Source organism: Pseudonocardia terrae, assembly GCF_021343995.1.
Taxonomy (GTDB): Bacteria; Actinomycetota; Actinomycetes; order Mycobacteriales; family Pseudonocardiaceae; genus Pseudonocardia; species Pseudonocardia terrae.
Window position 1 is genome coordinate 1 of sequence record NZ_JAJTTE010000062.1, and the last position, 18,647, is coordinate 18,647.

Sequence of the window (18,647 nt, forward strand, 5' to 3'; positions counted from 1 at the left end):
GCACCACGGTGATCCGGCGCGGCGACCGGGCGACGGTCGTGGTGGCCGGCGCCTGGCTCGCCGCGGTGCTGGTGTCGGTCGCGGTGCGCACGGCCGAGGCGGTCGCCCGCCCGCTCGGCGCACTCACCGCGGGCGACGTCGGCGCCTTCGTCACCCGGATCGCCGCCGGCCGCGGGACCGTCCTGACGGCGCTGTGTGCGGCCGCGGTGCTGGGGTGCGCGGTCGCCCGGCTGCGCAGCCCGGAGTCGGTGCCGGGTCGGGTCGTGCTGGTCGCGGCCCTGCTCGGGGCTCTCACCCCGGCCGTCACCGGGCACACGGGCTCGTCGGCCGAGCACTCCCTCGCGGTGGTCGCGGTCGCGTTCCACGTCGGTGCCGCCGCGCTGTGGGTCGGTGGGCTCGGCGTGCTGCTCCTGCTCGTCGCACCCCACCGGGCGCTGCTCGACAAGGGCCTGCCGCGCTTCTCCCGGATCGCCACCGTGTGCCTGGCCGGCACGGCGGTCACGGGCGTGGCCAACGCGGTGCTCCGGCTGCCCTCCCTGGGCGACCTCGTCACCAGCAGCTACGGCGCGCTGATCCTCACCAAGACCGCGCTGATCGTCGTCCTCGCCCTGCTCGGCGGCGTCGCCCGCCGACGCCTGCAGCGGGGCACCCTCCCCGTGCTGCGGTGGGCCGGTGTGGAGGTGACGGTCATGGCGGTGACCATCGGGGTCGCGGCCGCCCTGAGCCAGACCGCCCCCTGAGCGGATCGCGGCACTCCCGCGACCGTGCCGCCCCGTGCCGCGCCTTCGGGCGGCCCGGCGCGCGGCACGACCGTGACAGAAGCGCTGCCGCCACCAGCGCCACGTACCGCTCGGAACGATCACCGCGCGGCGACGGTGACGGTGCTGCTGTCGTCGCAGCCGTGCAGTGACGCCCGGATGGATCTTCCGGCGGTCGAGGGCGCTGAGTCGTCACCCCGCGAGCGGCAGCGGACCTGCGGTACTCCAGCCGCCCATGCGCGGCTCCTGCACCGCGACCCACCGCTCCCGGCCATGATCGGCGGACGTGGAGCGCACCCCGCGCTCCCGCGCCTCACCTCGCGATCACAGCCGGACGCGGTTGCGGTGCGTCAGCCGCTCCGCAGCGGCTCCTGCACCACGACTCCCACGACCACCCCGCCGTGATCGTCCACAATAGAGCGGAGGCGGGTCTCGCGGATTCGCTCCCTCGACCCGCGATCGCCGGTCAGCGCCGGCGCAACCGGCGGCGGTCCCGTCCGCCCTGGCTGCCTGGGCGGGCGGGGGTGGTGTCGCGCGATGACGTGGCCCAGTGGTCCGGGCGCTCGAATCCCTCGGGCATGCGCGTGGTCGCGTCGCCCCGGGCCGCGGTGAGCTGCGGCGGCACCAGGAACAGCACCCCGCGCAGGTCCGCACCCTCCAGGCGTGCGCCACGGAGGTCGGCACCCGTGACGTCGGCGCCCCGCAGGTCCGCCCCCCGCAGGTCGGCACCCAGCAGTAGCGCGCCCCGCAGGCTCGCCCGGCGCAGGTCCGCCCCGCGCAGCCGCGCGCCGATCAGGTCGGCGCCGCGGCGGTCCGGCCCGTCCCCGCGCGCGGCCTCGCTCGCCGCGACCAGCAGGGGGTTGACGGCACGGCGGTGGGCCTCGACGTCGAGCGCGGCCAGCTCGGCGGGGTCCAGCCCCGCGAGCTCCTCGGTCCGGGCGATCGCCGTCCGGAGCTCGTCGGCCAGGGCACCGTCGACCAGCCCCCGTGCCTCCATCAGATAGCGCAGCAGCTCGTGCAACGTCCTGAGCTGCGGGAACGCGGCGAACACCGCCGCGCGGTCACCGGTTCGCCAGTCCGCCCGCGCCGACAGCGCCTGCCCCGCGCCGAAGCAGTCGAAGACCGTGCAGCCGACCATGCCCCGCGGCCGCAGCTCGGCGTGCACGCCGCAGCGGGCGTCGGCCTGCAGGTGCCGGCACGGGGTGCCCGCGGGCTTGGCGAACGCGAAGTCGGCGGAGCGCGCGAACGCCGGCGCCACGCAGCACAGGCCGGTGCAGCGGCCACAGTCGGCGCGCAGGTCGGTCAGGTCGAGCACGTCCACCGACGGTACGCGGGCCCCTCAGCCCGCCCGGTACGACTCCAGCAGCCTGAGCCACACCTCACTGATCGTCGGGAACGACGGGACCGCGTGCCACAGCCGCCCGAGCGGCACATCCCCGACGATCGCCACGGTCGCGGAGTGCACCAGCTCGGAGACGTCCTGCCCGACGAACGTGGCGCCGACCGGCACCTCCCGCGCGGTGTCGACGACGAGCACCGCCGCACCGTCGTAGCCGTCGGCGTGCAGCGACGAGCCCGCGACGGCGATGTCGATCTCCACCGTCCGCACGGAGATCCCCGCCGCGCGGGCCTGCTCGGCCGTCTTCCCGACGTGCCCGACCTCCGGGTCGGTGAAGACCACCTGCGGCACGGCGTGGTGGTCGGCGGTCATCGAGTGCTCACCCCAGGCGCCGGCGTCGAGCGTGGCCCCGTTCGCCCGCGCCGCGATCGCGTTGCCGGCGATCCGCGCCTGGTACTTGCCCATGTGCGTGAGCGGCGCACGGCCGGTGACATCGCCGGTCGCATACAGCCACCCGCCCTCGACGCCCTGGACGAGCCCGGTGTCGTCGATCGCGAAGGGCTTCCCGGCCTCCAGCCCGACGCTCTCGGCCCCGACGTCGGCGGTCCGCGGGCGGCGTCCGGTGGCGAGCAGCAGCTCGTCGACCTCGATCGTCTCGCCGCCCACCGTGAGCGTGATGGCGTCGCCGAACTCGGCGACACCGTCGAGCCCCTGGCCGAGCCGCAGGTCGATCCCGTCGGCCCGCAGCGCCTCGGCCACCTTCTCCCCCGCGACGGGCTCGGCGGAGGTGAGCAGCCGGTCGCCGCGCACGAGCATCGTGACCTGCGAGCCGAGGCGGGCGTAGGCCTGCGCCATCTCGCAGCCGACCACGCCGCCGCCCAGCACGCCGAGCCGGGCCGGCGCCTCGTCCGCGGAGGTCGCCTCGCGCGAGCCCCAGGTCCGGACCGTGTCGATGCCGGCGACCGGCGGGGTGACGGGAGTGCTCCCCGTGGCGACGACGACGGCGTGCCGGGCCCGGTAGACGTCGTCCCCGACGGTCACGGTCCGCTCCCCCGCGAGCCGTCCGTGCCCCCTGACCAGCGTGATCCCGGCCGACCCGACCCAGTCGGCCTGGCCCGAGTCGTCGCCGCGCGAGGTGAACGAGTCCCGGCGCGCGAACACGGCCTTGGGGTCGAACTCGGCGGTCACCCCGGGCAGCCGGCGCGCGGCAGCGACGGCGCTGGGGGTACGCAGCAGCGCCTTCGACGGGATGCAGGCCCAGTAGGAGCACTCCCCGCCGACCTTCTCGGCCTCGACCAGCGCCACCGACAGGCCTCCGCGGTGGGCGTAGTCGGCGGCGTTCTCGCCGACCGGGCCCGCTCCGATCACGATGACGTCGAACTCGTGCTCACTCACCCGAACTCCTCCCGTGCCGTCACCGCGGGACGGCCCGTGGCGGACCGATCATCCCCGTGGGGCGGGGGCCGCGGCGGAATCGCCCGACCGGGGACCTGCCCTCACTCCTGGACGGCCACGACGGCCTCGAGGATGTCGGCATCGCCACCCATCAGCTCCAGCGTGAGCCCGGCGGTGCCGGGAGCCTGCAGCAGCGCGGCCAGGACGGCGGCGGTGTCGTCGCGGGTGATCTCGGTGCGCGTGAGGTGGCTCTTGGACAGCGCCACCCGGCCGACGCCGGGGTCGTCGGTCAGCGGGCCCGGGCGGACGACGGTGAGGTCGAGGTCGGGACGGGCGCGCAGGGCATCCTCGGCCGCCTTCTTGGCCCGGATGTACGCCACCCACACCTCGCCGCGCTCCGGGTCCGGCTCCTGGTCCACCCCGGTCGACGAGACCAGCAGGTAGCGCCGGACCCCCGCCTGGGCGGCGGCGTCGGCCAGCAGCTCGGCCGCGGCCCGGTCGACGGTGTCCTTGCGCTCGGCGGTGCTGCCCGGGCCGGCACCGGCGGCGAAGACCACCGCGTCGGCGCCCTTCAGGTGCGGTGCCAGGTCGGTCGGCGCCGCCTGCTCGAGGTCCACCACGGCCACCGAGGCCCCGGTCGCCTCGACGTCCGCGCGGTGGTCGGGGTTGCGCACCACGCCCACCACCTCGTCGCCCCGGTTCGCCAGCAGTGTGGCCAGCCGCAGCGCGATCTTGCCGTGTCCTCCCGCGATGACGGTCCGCATGGGCGCGACGCTAGCGGCGCCCGTGCAGGCCCGCCTTCCGACGCTTGTGCGTGTTCCACGTGGAACGACGCGGACGACGCCGACCTCCGCTCCTCCCCCGAAGGGCAGGTCGTCGCAGGATGAGACACCTGGCCGGACGGGCTCCCCGCAACCCGGTCTTCCCTCGTCCCCGCAGGTCACCGGGCCATGACGGACCTTTCCAAGATCGCGCCACCCGACGGCCGGAGCAGCGTATGCGCCCGATTAGTCCTTTTTCTCGCATGTCGGAATATGTCGCCTTGTGACACCGCACACCGTGATCGACGGTGATCGGGACCACAGCGGCACCGACTCCGAGGAGGTACGGGCGTGAAAGCCGTCCGGGTGCACGAGTACCACTCCGATCCGAAGATCGACGACATCCCGGAGCCCGAGCTCCAGGGCCCGCTCGACGTGATCGTCAAGATCGGGGGCGCCGGCGTCTGCCGTACGGACCTGCACATCATCAACGGGGACTGGGCGGCGGCGCAGAACCCCACGCTGCCGTATGTGATCGGCCACGAGAACGCGGGCTGGATCGAAGCGGTCGGCGACGGGGTCACCAACGTCGCCGTCGGCGACACGGTGATCCTGCACCCGCAGCCGTCGTGCGGGCTCTGCCTGGCCTGCCGCCGCGGCCGGGACATGCAGTGCGAGAACGCGTTCTTCCCCGGCCTGTCGAACAACGACGGCGGTATGGCCGAGTACCTGCGGACCACCGCGCGCGCCTGCATCAAGCTCGACCCGAACACCAACCCCGCCGACGTCGCCGCGCTGGCCGACGCGGGCATCACGGCCTACCACGCCGTGCGCAAGGCGGTCCCGGACCTCTACCCGGGCACCACCGCGGTGGTCCAGGGCGCGGGCGGGCTGGGCCACATCGCGATCCAGACGCTCGCGGCGATCACCGGGACCCGGATCGTCGTCGTCGACAAGAACCCGGACGCGCTCGCACTCGCCAAGCAGATCGGTGCCGACGAGACCGTCCAGGCCGACGGCAACCACGTCGACGCCGTCAAGGACCTCACGAACGGCCGCGGCGGCGACGTGGTGTTCGACTTCGTCGCCGAGCAGGGCGCCGAGCTGGACGCCTGGCAGATGACCGCCCCCGCGGGGTCCCAGTACATCCTCGGTTACGGCGGCGAGTTCAAGGCCCCGACGCTCGACTTCGTCGGCGGCGAGAAGAACGTCATCGGCAACATCGTCGGCACCTACGCCGACCTCACCGAGCTCATGGTCCTGGCGCAGGCCGGGAAGGTCACCCTGCACACCAAGCAGTACCCGCTGGACGCGGCGCTCGACGCCCTCCACGACCTCGACGCCGGCCAGGTCCGCGGCCGCGCGATCCTCGTCCCCTGATCCACCCCCTCTGACCAGCACCGACGCTGACGGAAGGAACCACCACATGTACGAGAAGGACGGCGAGAAGTACTTCATCGTCGATGCGCACAGCCATTTCTGGGACGCGTCGAAGGAGAACTGGGTCGAAGGCAAGGAGCAGTACGCCAAGGGCTGGATCGACTGCTTCTACGGCTACCACCAGCTCGGCCCGCCCGAGACCCACTGGGACTGGGAGAAGTACCTCAAGGTCACGCCCGAGGACTTCGAGCGGGACATGTTCATCGAGGGTCACGTCGACCACGCGATCTTCCAGTCGACCTACCTCAAGGAGTGGTACAAGGAGGGCTTCAACACGATCGAGCAGAACGCCCAGCTCCTGGAGCGCTGGGGCGACAAGCTCATCGTGAACGGCCGCTTCGACCCGCGTGAGGGCGACGCCGGCATGAAGCAGCTCGAGGCCGACGCCAAGAAGTACAACCTCAAGGGCGTGAAGCTCTACACCGCGGAGTGGAACGGTGCCTCCCGCGGCTACAAGCTGACCGACCCCGAGGCGTACGAGTTCCTCCAGGCCGCCCAGGAGCTGGGGATCAAGAACGTCCACGTCCACAAGGGCCCGACGATCTGGCCGCTGGACAAGGACGCGTTCGACGTCGCGGACGTCGACCACGCCGCCACGGACTTCCAGGGGCTCAACTTCATCGTCGAGCACGTGGGCCTGCCGCGCATCGAGGACTTCTGCTTCATGGCGGTGCAGGAGCCCAACGTCTACGCCGGCCTCTCCGTGGTCGTCGGCGGCCTGATGCACGCCCGCCCGAAGTTCTTCGCCAAGGTCATGGGCGAGCTGCTGTTCTGGGTCGGCGAGGACAAGATGACCTTCGGCTCCGACTACAACATCTGGACGCCGAAGTGGCAGGTCGAGGGCCTGGTCGACTGGCAGATGCCCGACGACGACCAGTTCGCCGACTACCCGCGGCTCACCACCGCCTCGAAGAAGAAGATCCTCGGGCTCAACGCCGCGAAGCTCTACGACATCCCGGTGCCGGCGGAGTGCCAGCTGCCGACCTCGGCCGACGAGCCGATGCAGCCGGGCGAGGAGCTCGTCGAGGACAAGGCGGGTGCCCAGGCATGACCGATCTGCCCGCCGAGGTCTGGCGGGCGCTGGGGACGGTGCTCGACCCGGAGCTGGACGAGCCCATCACGGATCTCGACTTCGTCGAGTCGTGCACCGTCTCCCCCTCGGGGGAAGTCACCGTGGGGTTGCGCCTGCCGACGTTCTTCTGCGCCCCCAACTTCTCCTTCCTCATGGTCGCCGACGCCTACGACGCGGTCTCGGCGGTCCCCGGGGTCACCCGGGCGGTGGTCTCGCTGGCCGACCACCACGCGTCGGAGGAGATCAACGGCGGGGTGGCCGCGCACGCCGGGTTCATCGGCTCGTTCGAGGGCGAGGCGACGGCGGAGCTCGACGAGCTCCGGCACGTCTTCCTCGCGAAGGCGGCGCTGGCCGGCCAGGACCGCCTCGCGCGGCCGCTGGTCGACGAGGGCCTCGGCCCGGACGAGCTCGCCGAGCTCACCCTGGCCGACATCCCCGACTCCATGGAGCTGCGCCGGCTCCGGGACCGGCGGATGGCGATCGGGCTGCCCTACGAGAACGACGCGCCGCTGCTCATCCACCCGGACGGCAGCCGGGTCACCTCCGCCCAGGTGCCGCTGCACCTGCGGCGGGCGCGGCTGCAGCGGGTCGGGATCGAGACCAACGGCGAGTACTGCAAGTCGCTGCTCAAGACGCGCTACTCGGAGGAGGCGAAGGCCAGGGCGTGAGCCGCTGATCGACGACCGGGGTCCCGCGGGGGTGGTGGGCCCCGGTCCGTCGTTCTCGGGGCTGGTCGGCGACGGATCATCGGGCTAACTTTGATGCAGCTGGATCAAAGGAGATCTGATGCCTCTCGCGCCCGACCTGCTCGGCACCCGCGGCGAGCCCGCGGAGTTCGCCTGGACCCGTGACGACGTGCTGCTCTATGCACTGGCCGTCGGCGCGGGGCAGGAGGACCCGCTCGACGAGCTCGCCTTCACCACGGACAACACCGAGGGCCTCGCGACCCTCGCGCTGCCGACCTACGCCGCGATCGTCACCCGCGGCGGCGGCGTGCCGCTCGGCGACATCGACCACACGAAGCTCGTGCACGCCGAGCAGTCCGTGCGGCTGCACGCGCCGCTGCCGGTGGAGGGCCGTGCGCGGGTGTCCGCGCAGGTCACCGGGGTGTACGACAAGGGCAGCGGGGCGCTCGTGGAGACCACCTGCGAGGCCGTCGACGCCACGACCGGCGCGCCGCTCGCCACCACCGTCGGCTCGGCGTTCATCCGCGGGGAGGGCGGCTTCGGCGGTCCGCGCGGCGGGGCACAGGCGCCGCCGCTCCCGGACGGCCCACCGGACCACCGGATCCCCTTCACCACCGCGCCGAACCAGGCGCTGGTCTACCGGTTGACCGGCGACCGCAACCCGCTGCACACGGACCCCGCCTTCGCGGCCCGCGGCGGCTTCGACCGGCCGATCCTGCACGGCATGTGCACGTACGGCTTCACCGCCCGCATCCTGCTGCGGACCGTCTGCGAGGGCGACCCGGCCCGGTTCGGCGCGATCGATGGCCGGTTCACCGCGCCCGTCTACCCCGGGGACCGGCTGACGGTGTCGATCTGGCGGGACGAGACCGGCGGGGCGGCCTTCCGCACGACCCGGGACTCCGACGGCGCCGTGGTCCTGGACCGCGGCCTCCTGAAGGCGGCGTGATGGGGGTCCTCGAGGGGCGGGTCGCTGTCGTCACCGGCGGCGCGAACGGGATCGGGGCCGCGATCTCCCGGCGCTTCGCCGCGGAGGGCGCGGCGGTCGTCGTCAACGACCTGGGCGGCGGGACGGACGGCAGTGGTGCCGACGCGGGCCGGGCCGAGGCCGTCGCCGCGGAGATCCGGGCGGCGGGCGGCCGGGCCGTCGCCGACGGCGGCGACATCTCCGACACCGCGACCGGCGTCCGGCTGGTGGAGGCCGCCGTGCGCGAGTTCGGCGCCCTGGACGTGCTCGTCAACGCGGCGGGCATCCTCCGCGACCGGATGATCTTCAACATGTCCGACGAGGAGTGGGACGACGTGATCCGCGTGCACCTGCGCGGGCACTTCTCCGCCTCCCGCGCGGCGGCCGCGCACTTCCGGGCGCAGCGCCGGCCCGACGGCCACTTCCGGATCGTCAACTTCACCTCGCACTCCGGGCTGGAGGGCTCGCCGGGGCAGGCCAACTACGCCGCCGCGAAGATGGGGATCGTCGGGCTGACGTACTCGCTGGCCCAGGGGCTGTCCCGGTACGGCGTGACGGCCAACGCGATCGCCCCGGCGGCCGCGACCCGGCTCGTCGCGACGGTGGCGGAGAAGGACCGCGCGGTCGCCGACCGGCCGGTCGACGGGGACCCGGTCCGGTCCCCGGACAACATCGCCGAGCTCGCGCTCTACCTGGCGAGCGAGCGGTCGGACTGGTTGACCGGACGGGTGCTGGGCTCGGTGGGCTTCGACGTGAGCCTCTACGAGAACCCGACGGTCGTGGCCGAGGCGCACTCGGACGGCCCCTGGTCCTTCGACTACCTGGCCGCGGCGCTGGAGAAGGACGTCCGGGCCGTCGCCGACGGCCTGCCGCCCAGCCTCTTCGCGGACCAGATCGCCCGGCGGTCCTGACGCCCACATCATGGAACCATGGTGTGCGTCCGGTCCGGGGAATTGCGCATCATGGTTCCATAACGCGCTGAGAGCCCGATTGTTCGCATTATGGTTCCATAACGCGCTCGGGAATGGTCGGTGCGGGGACGGCGACGGGCGCCGCCGCGCGGGGTCGGAGCAGGAAGGCGGCGACGAGGGCCCCGAGGAAGGCCAGGACCGCCGAGACCTCGAGGGCCAGCCGCACGCCGGTGGTCTGGGCGACGGCGTAGGCCGCCTGCACGGCGTCGGCCGAGGTCAGCGCGGCCGCGCCGTGCAGGTCGCCTGCCGCGAGCAGGTCGGCGGCGACCGGCAGCTCGGTGCGGGCCGAGGCCAGCGCGCCCGCGTGGATGATCGCGCCGAGCATGGCGATGCCCAGCGCGTTGCCGAGCTGCCGCGCGGTGTTGGCCGCGCCCGCGGCGACCCCGCTGCGCTCCGGCGGCACACCGACCACCGCGGCGGCGCCGAGCGCGGGGTTGGCCAGGCCCATGCCGAGCCCGGCGAGGACGAACCCGGGCAGCAGGAGCGGGAACGTCCACGACGTCTGCACGAAGGCCAGGGCGGCGAGCCCGGCCGCGGAGAGTCCGAGCCCGGCGGTGAGCCGCGTGCGCAGCGAGAACCGCGCCCCGATCCGGGCGCCGGAGAGGGCGACGAGGGTGGACAGCAGCGTCGCCGGGAGGAACCACAGACCGGCCTGCAGCGCCGAGAGCCCGAACACCACCTGCAGGTAGGGGCCGAGCAGCACCAGCATCGAGAGGATCGACAGCGCCATCGCCATGCCCGCGACCAGGCCGCCGGCGTAGGTCGGCAGGCGGAGGAGCCCGACGTCGAACATCGGCACTGCGCGCCGGCGCTGCTGCAGGACGAAGACCGGCAGCAGCACCACGGCGAGCCCGAAGGCGATCCACACCCGTGGGGCGGAGGCGTCGGCGCCGGCCCAGCTCACGCCCAGGATCAGCCCGCCGAGCCCGACCGTGAGGAGCACGGTCCCGACCAGGTCGAACCGACCGCGGGCGGCCCCGCGGGGCGTGGGGAGGGCGAGGACGCCGAGCAGCGCGGCCGCGGCCGCGACGGCGGCGAGCACGGCGAACGCCGGCCGCCACCGCCCGAACTCCAGCGCGAGTCCCGCCCCGACCGGTCCGCTCGAGAGCCCCGCACCGATCGCCGCGCCCCACAGCGCGACCGCGGCGGCCCGCCGCTGCGGCTCGACCGCGGCGGCGACCAGGCTCAGCGACGACGCCATCAGGGCCGCTCCCGCCCCGCCCTCCGCGATCCGGGCGGCGACGAGCAGGGGCACGCTCGTCGCGAGGGCACAGCCGGCGGAGAAGACCGCGAAACCGATCATCGCGCCGATCCACACCCGGGCGGCGCCGAAGCGGTCGGCGAGCGAGCCACCGGTGAGCAGGAAGGCGCCGAGGCCGAGGGCGTACCCGCTGACCAGCAGGTTCAGCTCGGCGATCCCGACGCCCAGGTCCGCCCCGATCGCCGGCAGCGCCACGATCGGCAGCGGGAAGCTCGCGAACACCACGAACGGGGCGAGCGCCGCGGCGCCGATGGTGACGAGCTGAGTTTTCGACACGAACTCAAGCTACGGACGTGGGCGTGGGGCGTCAACGGGCTTCTCCTGGCTGCACGGAGCGGCGATCAGCTCCACGACCGCCCGTGATCGTCGGTGTGGCGCAGGGAGGGTCGCAGCCGGAACACCGACTGCACGGGAACGGCGATCAGCTGGCGTCGGTGGCGATCACGATCAATGAAGGGGGGATGTGATGAGCGAGACCGCTCGTACACGGAGACGGTGATCAGGCGTGGGCGGCGGCTGACGTGGGCGGCGGCAGCACCATCGCCCCGTGATCGGCGGCGCTGCACAGGGAGCGCCGTGAACGCACACGCCCTACACGGAACCGGCGATCAGCCGTCGGAACGGATGCTGTCCGGGCCCCGCGGCCGCCGAGCCCACCAACGTCGGCGGCGACCTTACGATCGACGACGGCTCGGCCTTCGCCACCGGCGGCAACGCGGGCGTCGACAACAGCGACAACAGCATGCGTCCCGGCGACAGCTGACGTGGGCCCCCGGGCGGGCCCGATGGCGGGCATGATCGGCGACAGTGTGCAGGGACGGTCATGAGCGGAGCCGCTGCTGCACGGAAACGGCGATCAGCTCTGCCGGCCACCACCCGTGGTCGCCGGTTGGGTGCAGAGAGGGCCGGTGTCGGAACCCTAGCTGCACGGGGACAGCGATCAGCTCGTGCCGGTGGTCGCCTGGTCAGCCATAACGTGCGGAACCGGCGGGAACGAGACCACCTCTGCACGGGTCCGACGATCAGCTCGTGCCGGTGGTCGCCTGGTCAGCCATAACGTGCGGAACCGAAGGGAACGAGACCACCTCTGCACGGGTCCGACGATCAGCTCGTGCCGGTGGTGCTGGTGATCGGCAGTTGTGGAGCGACGTACGCGCCCGGCGGCTCGCACACGCGCCGGCGTCGGTGGCGGCCCGGTGATCAGCGATCTTGTGCGGAACGGTTATGCGCAAGAGCGCTGCACGGAACAGCGATCAGCTCGTGCCGGTCGTGCTCGTGATCGGCGCCGGTGTGCCGGGACGGCTGCGGGCGGCGCCATTGCCGCACGAGAGCCGCGATCGGCGGCTCCGCACACCAGGTCGCGCGGGTCAGCCGGGGCGGGCGTCGAGGACCCGGAAGAGGTTGCGGAGCCGGTAGCCGTCGCCGTGGCGGCGCGGGGCGAAGGCGGCGAGCACCGCGTCGCGGACCGCGGCCGGGCCCGCCCGGTTGACCGCGAACCGCCCGATGTCCGCGGTGAGCAGGGGGCCGACCAGCGCGTCCTCGTCGGGGTAGTCGAAGGGGCACTCCACCTCGTCGAGCGCGAGGACCTCGAGGCCGGCGGTCGTGGCGATCTTCCGGAAGCGGTCGGGATCCGTCAGCGGGGGTGGGCCGGCGGGCGCGCGGCGGGCCCCGCGCGGCGGGAGGAACGGGGCGAGGGCCTCGCCGAAGAGCCGGACGTCGGACTCCTGCTCGCGGCCCCAGACCGTCGCGCGGACCCGCCCGCCGACCCGCGCCGCCTCCTTCAGGACCTTGAGCGGGTTGGTGACGTGCGCCAGCACCTGGACCAGTGCGACCAGGTCGTAGGACCCCGTGAGCTGGTGGGCGTCGCCGATCTCGAACGTCGCCGTCGGCACCTCGCGCCGGGCGGCCGCGACGGCGGAGCGGTCCGCGTCGAGGCCGGTCACCGTGAGCCCGCGTGCCGCGGCGAAGGCGGCGAACACGCCCGGCCCGCACCCGACGTCGAGCACCGACGCGCCCTCCGGGACACCGGCCAGCACGCGCTCGTACAGCGGCTCGCCCCAGCCCGCAGGCCCCTCGCTCACCCGCCCGAGCCTAGCCGGACGTGGCGCAGTCCACGATCACCTGCCGCCGGTCGAGAAGCCCTCGGCATGATCGATCGCTGCGCTCCCGTCACTTCGGCGGCAGCGTCCGCACGAACCCCACCCCCTCGGCGACCCAGCGGGCGAGGTCGGCGTCGGGGAGGTCGTCGACGTCGGGCCGGCCGGCCACTCGCAGCCAGCCGTCCATCTCGCGGCCCTGCATGACCATCCGCTCGACGCCGGGGAGCGCGACGAGCTCCGGCGCGCGGTCCGGATCCACCCGGACCATCAGCCCGCCCCGCCCGCTGGCGGCGACGGCCATGTGCCCGCCGAGCAGGAAGGCGAGCCCGCCGAACATCCGCTTCTCGGTCAGCCCCGGCTCGTCCGCCAGCAGGGTGCGGATCCGCGCGGCGAGACCCTCGTCGTAGGTCATGCGCGCACGGTAGCGCCGGACCCCGACAGAACCGGCTACCCGACGTCAGGCCCGACGTCAGCCCCCGACGTCAGCCCCCGACGTCAGCCCCAGACGTCCTCCGCGACCTGCACGATCAGGCGGAGCTTGGCGATCTCCTCGTCGACGGTCAGCGTGTTGCCCTCCACGGTCGACGAGAAGCCGCACTGCGGCGACAGGCAGAGCTGGTCGAGCGGGACGTACTTCGCGGCCTCGTCGATGCGGCGCTTGAGGGTGTCGGCGTCCTCGAGCCGGCCGTTCTTGGTGGTCACGAGCCCGAGCACCACCTGCTTGCCCGGCGGGACGTACCGCAGCGGGGCGAACCCGCCGGAGCGCTCGTCGTCGAACTCGCAGAAGAAGCCGTCGACCATGAGCCCGCCGAACAACGCCTCGGCCACGAAGTCGTAGCCGCCCTCCGCGGCCCACGAGGACCGGTAGTTGCCGCGGCACATGTGGGTGGTGATCCGCATGCCCTCCGGCTTGTCCGCGATGGCGGCGTTGATCTGGCGGATGTAGCGCTCGTGGAGGTGGTCGGCGTCGTCGGCCGCGTGCTCGGCCCGCTGGGCGGGGTCGTTGAGGTAGGCGAGGCTGGTGTCGTCGAGCTGCAGGTAGCGGCAGCCGAGCTCGCCGAGGGCGCGGACCTCGTCGGCGTAGGCGGCCGACAGGTCCGCCCAGAACTCCTCGACGTCCGGGTACACCGAGCGGTCGATCGCCGCCGTGCCGCCGCGGTAGTGGACCATGCTCGGCGACGGGATCGTCAGCTTCGGCACCGCGCTCGTGGTGCAGGAGGCGAGGAACCGGAAGGCGTCGGCGAAGATCGGCTCGCGGAGCCGGACCTTCTCGGTGATCGCGAGACCGGCCGAGGTGAAGGCGCCCTCCCCCTCGGCGTTGACCATCCGCACCCGGATCTGCTCGTCCGTCTTCGTGACGCCGCCGAGCTGGTAGATGAAGTCCATGTGCCAGGAGGTGCGGCGGAACTCGCCGTCCGTGGCGGACCGCAGCCCGATCTCCTCCTGCAGCCGGACGACGTCGCGGATCGCCTCGTCCTCCACCGCCTCCAGCTCGGGCGAGCCGGGCGCGTACTGCGCCCGGGCGTCGAGCAGGGCCTTCGGTCGCAGGAGGCTGCCGACGTGGTCGGCGCGGAACGGGGGTTCGGTGCGGAGCGCCATGGCCAGAACGTAACGCGCGGCACGCAGGTGTGGCGCGACGGAACCGCCGGGATGGCACAGTCCGACCATGGACATCGGCGTCAGCACCTTCCTCACCGACTACGGCATCGACCCGCTGGTCCTCGCCCGGGGCGTCGAGGAGCGCGGCTTCTCGGCGCTGTTCCTCACCGAGCACACGCACATCCCGACGAGCCGGCGCTCCCCGTGGCCGGCGGGCGGCGAGCTGCCGCGGCAGTACAGCCACACCTACGACCCCTTCGTCGCACTCGCCGCGATGGCGGCCGTGACCAGCAGGATCGCGCTGGGTACCGGCGTGACGCTGATCAACCAGCACCACCCGATCAACCTCGCCAAGCAGGTGGCGAGCGTGGAGCGGCTCGCGCCGGGACGGGTGGAGCTGGGCGTCGGGCCGGGCTGGAACAAGGAGGAGATGGCGCACCACGGCATCGACCCGCGGCAGCGCACCGCGCAGATGCTGGAGCGGATCGAGGCGCTGCGTGCGATCTGGACGCAGGACGAGGCGGAGTACCACGGCGAGTTCGTCGACTTCGACCCGCTCTGGTCCTGGCCGAAGCCGACGGCCGCGCCGCCCGTGCTCCTCGGCGGCGGCGGCCCGACGGTGCTCGACCGGGTCCTGTCGCACGGCGACGGCTGGATCCCGCTGCGGGTCCGGCTGCGCGAGCTCGACGCCTTCGCGGAGCGGGTCACCGAGCTGCGCCGCCGCACGGCCGACGCCGGCCGGGACCACCTGCCCGTGACGATCTTCGGGGCCGTGCCGAAGCCCGACGCCCTGGACTCCTACGCGAAGGCGGGCGTCGACCGGGTGCTGTTCACCCTCCCGGACCGGGACGGCCCGGATGCCGAGGCGGAGACCCTGGCCGAGCTCGACACCCTGGCGCGCCTGCTCACACGGTGAGCACCCGGGACACGCGGTCCGCCGCCTCGCGGACCGCGTGCTCCAGCTCCCAGCGCCGCGCGGCGAACTCGGCGCGGCTCACCGCGACCCCGACCGCGGCCGTCGCCCCCCGCAGCGCCACGGCGACGCCCGCGACCCCGCGGTGGAACTCCTCGACCTCCACGGCCGCGCCGGCCGCCCGGATCCGCTGCAGCTCGCGGTCCAGCCCGCGCCGGTCCGCGAGCGTGCGCGGGGTGTAGGCGGTGAGGGGCGTGCGTTCCAGCACCTCGCCGAGCTCCGCGGGCGGGAGGCCCGCGAGCAGCACCTTGCCCAGGGCCGTCGCGTGCAGGGGCGCGGGCTCGCCGACGCGCAGGCCGAGCGGCCCCGGATGCTCGGCGCAGCGGTCGACGTGGGCGACCACGACGTCGACGTCCCGGCGTACGGCGAGGTAGGCGGCCGCGCCCACGCCGTCGTGCACCTCGTGGAGCAGCCCGCGCACCGCCGCCGACGGCCGGACCTGCGTGGTGAGGCCGCGGTGCAGCTCGGCCACCTTGTAGCCGAGCCCGTAGCCCCGCACCGCGTTGAGCCGGACCAGGTAGCCCTCCTCCACCAGCGTGCCGAGCGCCCGGTACACGGTGGGCAGCGGGCAGCCGAGCCGGCGGGCGATGGCCTTGGCGGTGACCCCGTCGCCCAGCGCGGAGACGGCCTCGAGCACCCGCAGTGCCCGGACCAGCGAACCACCCTGCCCCGAGGTCACGCGACTAGTGTCGGATCCGCAGCGATCGCGCAGCAAGCACCCACAGCGGAGGATGCACGCATGACGGACGACGCCGACCTGCGCCACCGGATCACGGAGCTCGTCGAGGAGGAGCACCGGCTCGAACGCTCCCACGTCGGGAAGGCGCTGAGCGACGAGGAGAAGGCCCGGCTCGACCGGATCGCGGTCGACCTGGACCGGTGCTGGGACCTGCTGCGGCAGCGCGACGCCCGACGGGCCGCCGGCCAGGACCCCGACGAGGCACGGACCCGCGACGCCTCGACGGTGGAGAACTACCGGCAGTGACGTCGACCCGCTCGATCCGCTCGATCCGCGCGGTGAGCCGGGAGGCGCTCGCGGAGCACCTGGTCGCACGGACCGACGCGCTGCCCGGGCGGGTCCGGGTCGCGATCGACGGGCCGCCGCCCACCGGGACCGCCGAGCTCGCCGAGGCGGTGGCCGACGGGCTGCGGCTGCGCGGGCGGGAGACCGTGGTCGTGCGGGCCGCGGACTTCCTGCGGCCCGCCTCGCTGCGGCTGGAATACGGCCACCACGACGAGGACATGTACCTCGACGGCTGGCTCGACGAGGGCGCCTTGCGCCGCGAGGTCCTCGATCCCGCCGCCCCGGACGGGGCGGGTCGGGTGCTGCCCCGGCTCTGGGACGCCGAGCGCGACCGCGCCTACCGCGAGGACTACCGCGAGCTGGGTCCCGCCGGCGTGGTGGTGGTCGCGGGCGCCCTGCTGCTGGGCCGCGGGCTGCCCTTCGAGCTCGTGGCGCACCTGCACATGGGCCGGGCCGCGCTCGCCCGCCGGACACCGGAGGAGGAGCGCTGGACCCTCCCGGTGTTCGAGCGCTACTCGCGCGAGCGCGACCCGTCCGGCGCCGCCGACGTGCTGGTGATGGCCGACCATCCGGACCGGCCCGCCATGCGCGAGTGAACGCCGGCGGGGAGGACGGTGGACCGTGGGCACGGTGATCGACCGGTCGTCGCACACAACGGACGGCTCGCCGACCCGGGAACGGACGAAGGCCCGCCGGTTCCGGCGGGCCTTCGGGTGATGGTGGGCGAGGAGGGAGTTGAACCCTCACGTCCTTTCGGACACACGGACCTGAACCGTGCGCGTCTGCCATTCCGCCACTCGCCCGAGCGACTGGGAAAAGCTAGCACGGCACCCGGACACCCCGTGCGAGGGGGGTCCTCTACGCGATCGTCACCCGTCGACTTGGCGCGCGCGGGCGGACGGTCACCGCACCACCGGGTCGGGTGTCACCGGACGTGGGCCTACCACGGATACCATCGGACACGCCGGTAACACGCCGAGCGGACGGAAAGGAAGATCGAGTGGGCCGTGTCGATCGCTTCGAACGCCGCCTCCAGGGGATGGTGGACGACGCCTTCGCGCGGGTCTTCGGAGGCAGCGTCGTTCCCCAGGAGGTCGCGCAGGCGCTGCTCAGGGAAGCCGAGGACCATCTCCGGCAGCTCGCGGGGGGCCGGGTGCTCGCACCCAACGCCTACACCGTGCAGCTCAGCCCCGCCGATCTGGACCGCATGGCGGGCGACACCGCGGGGGTCACGGACTCGCTCTCCGCGCACGTCGCCGCGCAACTCGCCGACCAGGGCTGGGACACCTACGGCGAGGTCGTAGTCTTCCTGGAGCGCTCCGAGGCGCTGCACACGGGACAGTTCCGCACCCGCTCGGCCGTGGACCCCGACGCTTCCCGTCGGTCCGCCGGACGAGCACGCAACGCAGGAGAAGCACCCATGAGCCAGCAACCGGGCCACCCCGAGGAGAACGGGCAGTACGGCTACGACCGTGGTGCCCCGTACGGTCAGCAGACCTACGCCCCGCCGCAGGACCAGCAGGGCCAGCAGGGCCAGCAGGGCTACGGCCAGCAGGGCCAGCAGGGTTACGGCCAGCAGGGCGGGTACGACCAGCAGGGCTACGGCCAGCAGGGCGGCTACCCCCAGCAGGGCTACGACCAGGGCTACGGCCAGCAGCAGGGCTACGGCCAGCAGTACGGCGGCCAGCAGGGCTACGGCCAGCAGGGCGGCTACCCGCAGCAGGGCTACGACCAGGGCTACGACGGCGGCCAGCAGTACGGCGGCCAGCAGGCCTACGCCCAGCCCGGGTACGGCCAGCCCCAGTACGGCGGCCAGCAGGGCTACGCGCAGCCCGGGTACGACGGCTACGGCCAGCAGTACGACCAGGGCTACGACGGCGGCTACGACCAGCAGCAGGGCTACGGCCAGCAGCAGGGTTGGGGCGGCCAGCCGGGCTACGGCCAGCAGCTGCAGGCCACGCTGACCCTCGACGACGGCTCCGGGCGCAGCTACCCGCTGACCGAGGGCACGCACGTCATCGGCCGCGGCCAGGACTCCAACTTCCGGCTCCCAGACACCGGCGTCTCGCGCCGGCACCTGGAGATCAGCTGGGACGGGCACACCGCCACGCTGTCGGACCTCGGCTCCACCAACGGCACCACGGTGAACGGCAACCCGGTGCAGCAGTGGCAGCTCACGGACGGCGACGTGGTGCGGGTCGGGCACTCCAGCCTGGTCTTCCGCACCCAGGGCTGAGCCGACCCGCGGTCCGGGCGGGAGGTCGTGCGAGCGGGGTCGGTACGCTGCACCGTCCCTGCCACG

The 18,647-nt window shown here is 73.6% G+C and carries 18 protein-coding genes and 1 tRNA gene; 10 read left to right on the forward strand and 9 right to left on the reverse strand.

Annotation, left to right across the window (positions count from 1 at the left end):
* A partial coding sequence (locus LWC33_RS29275) for a CopD family protein (RefSeq protein WP_233307926.1) occupies positions 1–740 on the forward strand: 740 nt, incomplete at its 5' end.
* 484 nt (positions 741–1,224) lie between these two features.
* Here LWC33_RS29275 and LWC33_RS29280 read toward each other — a convergent pair.
* The 3 genes from LWC33_RS29280 to LWC33_RS29290 form a co-directional block, all read right to left on the reverse strand.
* Positions 1,225–2,064, reverse strand: coding sequence for a pentapeptide repeat-containing protein (locus LWC33_RS29280; RefSeq protein ID WP_255693438.1), 840 nt, complete (start codon positions 2,062–2,064; stop codon positions 1,225–1,227).
* Between the two features lie 33 nt (positions 2,065–2,097).
* Complete coding sequence (locus LWC33_RS29285; RefSeq protein ID WP_233307928.1) at positions 2,098–3,492, reverse strand: dihydrolipoyl dehydrogenase family protein; 1,395 nt, start codon at positions 3,490–3,492, stop codon at positions 2,098–2,100.
* A gap of 101 nt (positions 3,493–3,593) precedes the next feature.
* Positions 3,594–4,256: an NAD(P)H-binding protein gene (locus LWC33_RS29290; RefSeq protein ID WP_233307929.1), complete on the reverse strand. Its 663-nt coding sequence runs from the start codon at positions 4,254–4,256 to the stop codon at positions 3,594–3,596.
* A 348-nt stretch (positions 4,257–4,604) separates the two neighbouring features.
* Between LWC33_RS29290 and LWC33_RS29295 the strand changes: the two genes are divergently transcribed.
* The 5 genes from LWC33_RS29295 (at position 4,605) to LWC33_RS29315 (ending at position 9,329) form a co-directional block, all read left to right on the forward strand.
* The gene (locus LWC33_RS29295; RefSeq protein ID WP_233307930.1) at positions 4,605–5,633 is read left to right on the forward strand and encodes an NAD(P)-dependent alcohol dehydrogenase; all 1,029 of its coding nucleotides are present in this window, start codon (positions 4,605–4,607) and stop codon (positions 5,631–5,633) included.
* A 46-nt stretch (positions 5,634–5,679) separates the two neighbouring features.
* Positions 5,680–6,744, forward strand: a complete 1,065-nt coding sequence (locus LWC33_RS29300; RefSeq protein WP_233307931.1) for an amidohydrolase family protein — start codon at positions 5,680–5,682, stop codon at positions 6,742–6,744.
* Positions 6,741–7,433, forward strand: a complete 693-nt coding sequence (locus tag LWC33_RS29305) for an iron-sulfur cluster assembly protein (RefSeq protein ID WP_233307932.1) — start codon at positions 6,741–6,743, stop codon at positions 7,431–7,433. The genes LWC33_RS29300 and LWC33_RS29305 overlap by 4 nt, the downstream gene beginning before the upstream one ends.
* Positions 7,434–7,551: 118 nt before the next feature.
* Positions 7,552–8,400: a MaoC/PaaZ C-terminal domain-containing protein gene (locus tag LWC33_RS29310; protein WP_233307933.1), complete on the forward strand. Its 849-nt coding sequence runs from the start codon at positions 7,552–7,554 to the stop codon at positions 8,398–8,400.
* The gene (locus LWC33_RS29315) at positions 8,400–9,329 is read left to right on the forward strand and encodes an SDR family NAD(P)-dependent oxidoreductase (RefSeq protein ID WP_233307934.1); all 930 of its coding nucleotides are present in this window, start codon (positions 8,400–8,402) and stop codon (positions 9,327–9,329) included. Before LWC33_RS29310 ends, LWC33_RS29315 begins: the two co-directional genes overlap by 1 nt.
* Positions 9,330–9,417: 88 nt before the next feature.
* Here LWC33_RS29315 and LWC33_RS29320 read toward each other — a convergent pair whose 3' ends face one another.
* The 4 genes from LWC33_RS29320 to LWC33_RS29335 all read right to left on the reverse strand — a co-directional run bounded on the left by LWC33_RS29320 (position 9,418) and on the right by LWC33_RS29335 (position 14,348).
* Positions 9,418–10,926, reverse strand: a complete 1,509-nt coding sequence (locus tag LWC33_RS29320; RefSeq protein ID WP_233307935.1) for an MFS transporter — start codon at positions 10,924–10,926, stop codon at positions 9,418–9,420.
* Positions 10,927–12,017: 1,091 nt separating this feature from the next.
* Positions 12,018–12,731: a class I SAM-dependent methyltransferase gene (locus tag LWC33_RS29325; protein WP_233307936.1), complete on the reverse strand. Its 714-nt coding sequence runs from the start codon at positions 12,729–12,731 to the stop codon at positions 12,018–12,020.
* An 88-nt stretch (positions 12,732–12,819) separates the two neighbouring features.
* Complete coding sequence (locus LWC33_RS29330) at positions 12,820–13,161, reverse strand: TfoX/Sxy family protein (RefSeq protein WP_233307937.1); 342 nt, start codon at positions 13,159–13,161, stop codon at positions 12,820–12,822.
* An 83-nt stretch (positions 13,162–13,244) separates the two neighbouring features.
* A complete protein-coding gene (locus tag LWC33_RS29335) occupies positions 13,245–14,348 on the reverse strand; it encodes a 5-methyltetrahydropteroyltriglutamate--homocysteine S-methyltransferase (RefSeq protein WP_233307938.1) in 1,104 nt (367 codons plus the stop codon).
* Between the two features lie 67 nt (positions 14,349–14,415).
* Between LWC33_RS29335 and LWC33_RS29340 the strand changes: the two genes are divergently transcribed.
* Positions 14,416–15,264 carry an LLM class F420-dependent oxidoreductase gene (locus tag LWC33_RS29340; RefSeq protein WP_233307939.1) on the forward strand — a complete coding sequence of 283 codons (849 nt, stop codon included), beginning with the start codon at positions 14,416–14,418 and terminating at the stop codon, positions 15,262–15,264.
* On the opposite strand, the gene LWC33_RS29345 is transcribed toward LWC33_RS29340, so the two are convergent.
* Positions 15,254–16,000, reverse strand: a complete 747-nt coding sequence (locus LWC33_RS29345) for an IclR family transcriptional regulator (protein ID WP_233307940.1) — start codon at positions 15,998–16,000, stop codon at positions 15,254–15,256. The genes LWC33_RS29340 and LWC33_RS29345 overlap by 11 nt on opposite strands.
* 60 nt (positions 16,001–16,060) lie before the next feature.
* On the opposite strand from LWC33_RS29345, the gene LWC33_RS29350 reads away from it, so the two are divergent.
* Positions 16,061–16,306, forward strand: a complete 246-nt coding sequence (locus tag LWC33_RS29350) for a DUF2630 family protein (RefSeq protein WP_233307941.1) — start codon at positions 16,061–16,063, stop codon at positions 16,304–16,306.
* Positions 16,303–16,941: a nucleoside/nucleotide kinase family protein gene (locus LWC33_RS29355; RefSeq protein WP_233307942.1), complete on the forward strand. Its 639-nt coding sequence runs from the start codon at positions 16,303–16,305 to the stop codon at positions 16,939–16,941. The genes LWC33_RS29350 and LWC33_RS29355 overlap by 4 nt, the downstream gene beginning before the upstream one ends.
* A gap of 121 nt (positions 16,942–17,062) precedes the next feature.
* Here LWC33_RS29355 and LWC33_RS29360 read toward each other — a convergent pair.
* Positions 17,063–17,148 (reverse strand) — tRNA-Leu (locus LWC33_RS29360).
* A 197-nt stretch (positions 17,149–17,345) separates the two neighbouring features.
* Between LWC33_RS29360 and LWC33_RS29365 the strand changes: the two genes are divergently transcribed.
* On the forward strand, positions 17,346–18,581 hold the full coding sequence (locus tag LWC33_RS29365; RefSeq protein ID WP_308191024.1) for an FHA domain-containing protein: 1,236 nt from the start codon (positions 17,346–17,348) through the stop codon (positions 18,579–18,581).
* The last annotated feature ends 66 nt before the right edge of the window (positions 18,582–18,647 follow it).